Origin of the sequence: Streptomyces javensis (genome assembly GCF_039525925.1) — a bacterium.
GTDB classification, from domain to species: Bacteria; Actinomycetota; Actinomycetes; order Streptomycetales; family Streptomycetaceae; genus Streptomyces; species Streptomyces asiaticus.
In genome coordinates this window covers 1-543 of sequence record NZ_BAAAIF010000297.1, presented here as the reverse complement: position 1 = coordinate 543, position 543 = coordinate 1, and the positions used below count along the sequence as shown (strand labels likewise).

The 543-nt window shown below is 61.7% G+C and carries 2 protein-coding genes; one reads left to right on the top strand and one right to left on the bottom strand.

Annotated elements, in window-relative coordinates; genetic code table 11:
- Positions 1 to 60: 60 nt before the first annotated feature.
- Positions 61 to 276, bottom strand: a complete 216-nt coding sequence (locus ABD329_RS48050) for a hypothetical protein (protein ID WP_344318335.1) — start codon at positions 274 to 276, stop codon at positions 61 to 63.
- Positions 277 to 360: 84 nt separating this feature from the next.
- Between ABD329_RS48050 and ABD329_RS48045 the strand changes: the two genes are divergently transcribed.
- Positions 361 to 543: hypothetical protein (locus tag ABD329_RS48045; RefSeq protein ID WP_344318334.1), on the top strand; the 183-nt coding region annotated here is incomplete at its 3' end.

The following is a 543-nucleotide window of genomic DNA, read 5'->3' as shown; positions in this document are numbered from 1 at the left end:
AGGCCGAGTGCGCTGCGGTATTCGGGATGCTCAGGGGTGCTTGAAGCGGATCGGCTCGGATCACCTAACGTTGAACCAGCGCATGGTGGTCTGCAAGAGATGATTGTAATCGCCCGCCACGGCCTCGTTCATGAAGGCAACGATCTCGTCGTCGGAGAGCCCGGCGCTCCAAGCGGCTTCGCGACATGGGCCGAGGATGGCGAAAGCGTTGCCGTCATGGCCGTTCAGCGTGATGGTGATGTCAGGGTATCTTGGTGTCATTTCGTGCGGTTCCATTGACATGGCACCATGAAATCAGGCGTGGCCCGCGCTTAGAGTCCTGCCGAAGTTTCAGCGGCTTGCACTGGGGGATCGGCACGCTTGCGCTTGGTCGCGGAGAACGGCGTAATCGGCGAGCCAGCCCGGAGTCAGCGTGCCCTCGGGCAGTGCGGCGACTTCCGCGGCCACGGCACGACCCGCTGGCAGATATACGATTTGCGCAAGCAGCTTCGTAAAGGCAATCTCGTGGTGCCCGAAAACGTGACGGCCTTGGCGATCTTCGCG